This window comes from Nocardioides sp. CPCC 206348 (assembly GCF_048654705.1).
Classification (GTDB): Bacteria; Actinomycetota; Actinomycetes; order Propionibacteriales; family Nocardioidaceae; genus Nocardioides.
The window spans coordinates 13,000-18,008 of the sequence record NZ_JBMCZA010000067.1 but is presented as its reverse complement, the minus strand read 5'-3'; the positions used below and the strand labels follow the sequence as shown (position 1 = coordinate 18,008).

Genomic DNA, 5,009 nt, shown 5'->3' with positions numbered 1-5,009 from the left:
GTGGACATGAAGGTCGCCGTGATCGACCCGGGCACCGCGAAGGCGACCGCCACGCAGAAGCCCGCGATCGACACCGCCCGGGCCTCCACCGACGGTGCGGACCCGGCGGACCCGGCGGTCCCGGTGACCGACGGCGACGACCCGGCCGCCACCGGCGACGAGATCGCGCTCCAGGCCGCCACGGCGACCATCCGGCCGAAGATCTACTCGCGGGCCCAGTGGGGTGCCAACGAGAGCCTGCGCGACAAGTCCTCGCTCAGCTACTACGAGGTCCACGGCGGCTTCGTCCACCACACGGTGAACGCGAACAACTACACGGCCGACCAGGTGCCCGGCATCATCCGGGGCATCTACAGCTACCACGTCAAGACGCGGGGCTGGAGCGACATCGGCTACAACTTCCTCGTCGACAAGTTCGGCCGGATCTGGGAGGGCCGTGCGGGTGGCGTCGACCGCCCGGTCGTCGGAGCCCACACACAGGGCTACAACAACTACTCCTTCGCCATGTCCGCGATCGGCAACTTCGACGTGACCGGCCCGCCGAGCGCGATGCTGAAGGCCTACGGCGCGCTGTTCGCGTGGAAGCTGGCCCTGCACGGCGTCGACGCGGCGGACATGTCCCAGAAGATCGGGTCGAAGTACTTCCCGGCGATCAATGGACACCGCGACGCCGGGTCCACGGCCTGCCCGGGCCGCTACCTCTACGCGAAGATCCCGACGATCCGGTCCCTGGCGGACGCAGCACAGAAGCCCTTCGCCAGTCGCGAGGCGGAAGGGAACTTCGCCGGCTCCGACGTCAACGACCTGCTCGTGCGCCGAGCCTCCGACGGTCGCCTGTACGTGCTGACCCTGGACAGCCCCGAAGGTGTGTGGCAGGTCCGTTCCCGGGTCGACACCGGCGTCAACATCGCCTCCGCATCCAGCATCTACAAGGCCGGTGACTGGGACCAGGACGGCTTTGCCGACATGATCACCCGCCGCAAGTCCGATGGCCTGCTGCAGATCTACCGGGGCAAGGGTGGTGCGCGGTTCCACCCGCCGCAGGTCCTGTCCGGCCAGGTCAAGGACGCGACCCTGATCGCTCTCCCCGGGGACGTCACGGGCGACGGCTACCCGGACCTGATGGCCCAGTCCGGTGGAGCGATGCGGATCTGGCGCGGCCGGGGAGCGGCCGGTCTCGGCACCAGTCTCAACAACCTCGGCACCAGCGTCGTCGCCTACAGCGCCGTCAACGGCTACGCCCACGTCCCCGCCGGACTGATGAACGCCGACGGCGCGCCCGACAGCATCGTTCGGGTCGGCTCGGAGGTGCGCCTCTACACGGGCAACGGCCCCGGTGGCTGGACGAGCGTGCGGACCCTCGAGGTCACCGCTGGCAGCTACGACTGGCTGCTCGGCGTCGGGCGACTCGGTGCGAACGCGCAGCCGGACTTCGTGGCCCGGGACAAGGCCACCGGCGGCCTCTTCATCCTGGCCGGCACGACGAACGGCTGGACCAACAAGATTCCGCTCGGGAGGTTCCTGGGCTGGGACCTGGCGGCATAGCCGCCCACGACTGACTTGTCCTGGTCGCTCAGGCGGGGAAGCGGGCAGTGGCACGCTCGGCGGCGTAGGTCGCCTCGAGCTGGCCCTGTTCGGCCCGAGCGACCAGGACGAGTGAGCCGCCCTGGGTGAGCGGCTCACTGAAGGTCACGGGCTCCACGACGGGGTTCGCGACCGAGAGGAGGCGGCCGCCGCCCACCAGCGCGCTGGCGGCTGCCTCCGACCACAGCTCCGACTGGGTGACCTGACGGTCCGCGGCGACGAAGGCGATGTCGTCATCGACCGGCGGGTCCCACGGCGTGAACGCGTCGGGCTGTGACCAGATCTCCACGCCGACGTCGTGGACGCCCGCGGGGAGGGGATCGGCGAACCGGACCCCGAGTGGCAGCAGGGCGCACGCCAGGACGGCGATCTCGTGGGCACGGCCGGCCCATCGGTCGAGGCCGTCCGGTCCGCAGACGACGGCGGCGAGGTCGTCCGGCTGCCCCTCGTCGGACGGCGGTACGACGACCAGGCCGGCGCTCCACGCGGCACCGAGGAACACGGTGCCCAGCCAGTGCGGGGGCAGGTCGAGACAGATCCGGTCGCCCCGCTGGAGGTCGAGCTCCTCGACCAGCAGAGAGGCGCCCTTCGCCACCCAGTTCGCCCAGGTGGTGATCGACAGCTCGACCCGTTCGCCGGTGCTGTGGTCGTAGAAGGTGACGAGTGGCTGGCCCGGGTCGACCCGGAGTCGTTGTGCCAGGACGGCGGCGAAGGTGGTCACCCGGACGACGTTAGTGCAGGCCACCGCGCCGATCGTTCGGTGGCAAGCACTAGGGTGCCGCGCATGGTCGCTGACGAGATCCCCGGTTTCTGGGCGGTCGTTCCCGCCGGTGGCGCGGGCACCCGCCTCTGGCCGTTGTCGCGCGCGGCATCCCCGAAGTTCCTGCACGACCTCACCGGCTCGGGCCGTTCCCTGCTCGAGGAGACGCACGACCGCCTCGCGCCGATCGTCGGCGACCGGATGCTCGTCGTCACCGGCGTGGCCCACCAGGACGCCGTACGACGCCAGCTGGATGCGCTGCCCGCCGACGCCGTGCTGGCCGAGCCGTCCGCGCGGGACTCGATGGCAGCCATCGGGCTCGCCGCCGCCGTGCTCGAGCGTCGCGGGGCCGACGTCATGGGTTCCTTCGCGGCGGACCACGTCATCACCGATCCCGACCGCTTCCGCCAGGCTGTCGCTGCCGCCGTGGATGCGGCACGCGACGACTGGCTGGTGACGATCGGCATCGAGCCGACCTTCCCGTCGTCGGCCTTCGGCTACATCCACCAGGGCGAAACGCTCGAGGGACACCCGCTGGTGCGGCGGGTCGTGGAGTTCGTCGAGAAGCCGTCGGTGCCGGTGGCGGAGGAGTACCTCGCCTCGGGCCGTTACCGCTGGAACGCCGGCATGTTCGTCGTACGCCCGACGGTGCTGCTGGACCTGCTGGCCGATCGCGACCCGGACTTCGCCGCGAACCTGCGCAAGATCGCCGAGGACCCCGCCCTGTTGCCGGAGCTGTGGGACCACCTCCCGCGGATCGCCATCGACCACGCGATCGCCGAACCGGCTGCCGCCCTGGGGCGGGTCGCGACCGTGCCCGGGACCTTCGGGTGGGACGACATCGGCGACTTCGACTCGCTGGCCAACCTGCTCGGGGAGCAGGAGACGTGCACGGTCCTCGGCGACGAGTCGAACGTCCACCTCAAGGCTGCGACCGGGCTGGTCGTCCCCGCCTCGGGGCGGGTCGTCGCCGTCATCGGCCTCGACGACGTGGTCGTCGTCGACACCCCCGACGCACTCCTGGTCATGACGCGCGAGCGCGCCCAGGACGTCAAGGCGATCGTCGCGGCCCTGAAGGAACAGGGCCGCACCGACCTCGTGTAGCCCTACGGAATGTAGGGCTCGGGGGAGTTCGTGAACGGGTAGTCCAGCATGAACTTCTCGAGGGCCGCACCGCTGACCTCGGAGCAGTACTGCCACACGCCGAGCTGCTCCTGCGTGGTCGCGTCCTGCGTCCAGTGGGTGAAGGCGATGTGCTGGCCCTTCGGGAAGGCCTTGCCGTCCTTCTTCGTCCACGGCACGGCCTTGAACTTGAGGCGGCCGTTCGTGTCGTTCTCGTCGAGCGTCGCGGCGATCGCCTTGATGGCGGCGACCTCCGACGTGTCGTCGGCAGCGGTCTCGTCGTACCAGAGGATGGAGTAGCCGTGCTCGAGGTTGTGGACGAGCGACTCGAGCTCGGGGCGGCCGTCCGCGGTGTAGAAGCGGTTGGCGGCGGGGTCCGGGGCGATGCCGGCCTCGTTCCAGTGCGAACCGAACGCGGGGGGCGCGTCGTCGTAGGTGACCTGGGTGCCCGTGGGGACGTGCTCACCGCTGCCGGTCGCGACCTTGGTCTCGACCTTCTTGCAGACGTCGGCCTTCGCGCCGATCTCGTCGAGCGGGGTACCGGAGTAGCGCGCCTTCTGGATCGCGGTCTTCACCGGGTTGTAGGCGGCGACGCCGACGATGATGAGCGCGACTGCGATGCAGACGCCCACGATGGCCATGCCCTGACGCTTTTCGGCGCTCTTCTGCTTGCGCCGGATGTCGTCGATGACTTGGCGGCGGTCCGACTTCTCGGACTTGCTGGACTTGGCCACGGTGTGGGGTACCTCGTCTGGTGAGTACGGCGGAACGCGGTGAGTCTACGGAGTGACCGGGCGCAGGCGCAGGTCGGTGTCCGCGAAGCCGTTCGAGGGCTCCCCGGCGGCAGCCGTCGGGTCGACGGACCATCCGTGCGCAAAGGCCAGAATGTCCAGCGCCACGCGGCGATCGTCAGCACAGCGCACCTGCTGGGCGCCGTCGACCTCGGCAGCCAGGCCCGCGGCGCGCAGGGCGGCGACGAACTCCTCGGCGGAGACCGGGGTGCCGAACGGTCCCCGGTCGGCGTCCGCCCCACCGACCGCGCGGACGACGGCCTCGCGGGCGCCGTACCCGAAGAGGTCGGCGCCGTCCTCGCGGATCAGCGCGGACGCGCCGGTGCCGTGGTCGTCGGCGGGCAGGACCAGGTCGGGACGGCCGCGCAGTACGGCGCACGGCCGGGAGCCGAGCTTGCCCTGCGCGAGCTCGACGGCCGAGGCGATCTCGTCGGCGACGGCCGGTGCGGTGACGGCCAGCTCGTTGCCGTGGGCGTCGACGCGACCGACGAAGGACTCGAGCACCACGACGCCGGCAGCGCCGATGGCGATGTCGGTCTGCCCCTCGCGCCAGGCACGGCCCGCCGTGTCGGTGACGAGGACGCCCACGTTGACGCCGGCCCGCTCGGCGACCGCGGCACGGAGCGCGCGGGCCGATGCGTCGGGGTCCTCGGGGAGCAGGACGGTCGTGCCGGCGGTGACGTTGGAGGCGTCGACCCCGGCAGCGGCCATGGTCAGGCCCAGGCGGTTGCGGACGATCCGGGTCAGGCCGC

Annotated in this window: 5 protein-coding genes; 2 read left to right on the top strand and 3 right to left on the bottom strand. The window is 71.1% G+C overall.

Going from position 1 to position 5,009, the window contains the following annotated elements:
• Nucleotides 1-1,545: N-acetylmuramoyl-L-alanine amidase (locus ACOADB_RS02880; protein WP_378596408.1), on the top strand; the 1,545-nt coding region annotated here is incomplete at its 5' end.
• A 28-nt stretch (nucleotides 1,546-1,573) separates the two neighbouring features.
• On the opposite strand, the gene ACOADB_RS02875 is transcribed toward ACOADB_RS02880, so the two are convergent.
• Entirely contained in the window at nucleotides 1,574-2,305 is a 732-nt protein-coding gene (locus ACOADB_RS02875; RefSeq protein ID WP_378596406.1) for a TIGR03089 family protein, read from the bottom strand.
• 63 nt (nucleotides 2,306-2,368) lie between these two features.
• On the opposite strand from ACOADB_RS02875, the gene ACOADB_RS02870 reads away from it, so the two are divergent.
• Nucleotides 2,369-3,448: a mannose-1-phosphate guanylyltransferase gene (locus ACOADB_RS02870; RefSeq protein ID WP_378596405.1), complete on the top strand. Its 1,080-nt coding sequence runs from the start codon at nucleotides 2,369-2,371 to the stop codon at nucleotides 3,446-3,448.
• A 2-nt stretch (nucleotides 3,449-3,450) separates the two neighbouring features.
• Here ACOADB_RS02870 and ACOADB_RS02865 read toward each other — a convergent pair whose 3' ends face one another.
• The gene (locus ACOADB_RS02865; protein ID WP_378596404.1) at nucleotides 3,451-4,200 is read right to left on the bottom strand and encodes a DUF3105 domain-containing protein; all 750 of its coding nucleotides are present in this window, start codon (nucleotides 4,198-4,200) and stop codon (nucleotides 3,451-3,453) included.
• Nucleotides 4,201-4,245: 45 nt separating this feature from the next.
• On the bottom strand, nucleotides 4,246-5,009 hold a 764-nt coding region (locus ACOADB_RS02860), incomplete at its 5' end, for a coenzyme F420-0:L-glutamate ligase (protein ID WP_378596403.1).

Excerpts from the sequence above, each read along its gene's own strand:
- ACOADB_RS02870 (WP_378596405.1), top strand. The coding sequence starts at position 2,369 with ATGGTCGCTGACGAGATCCCCGGTTTCTGGGCGGTCGTTCCCGCCGGT.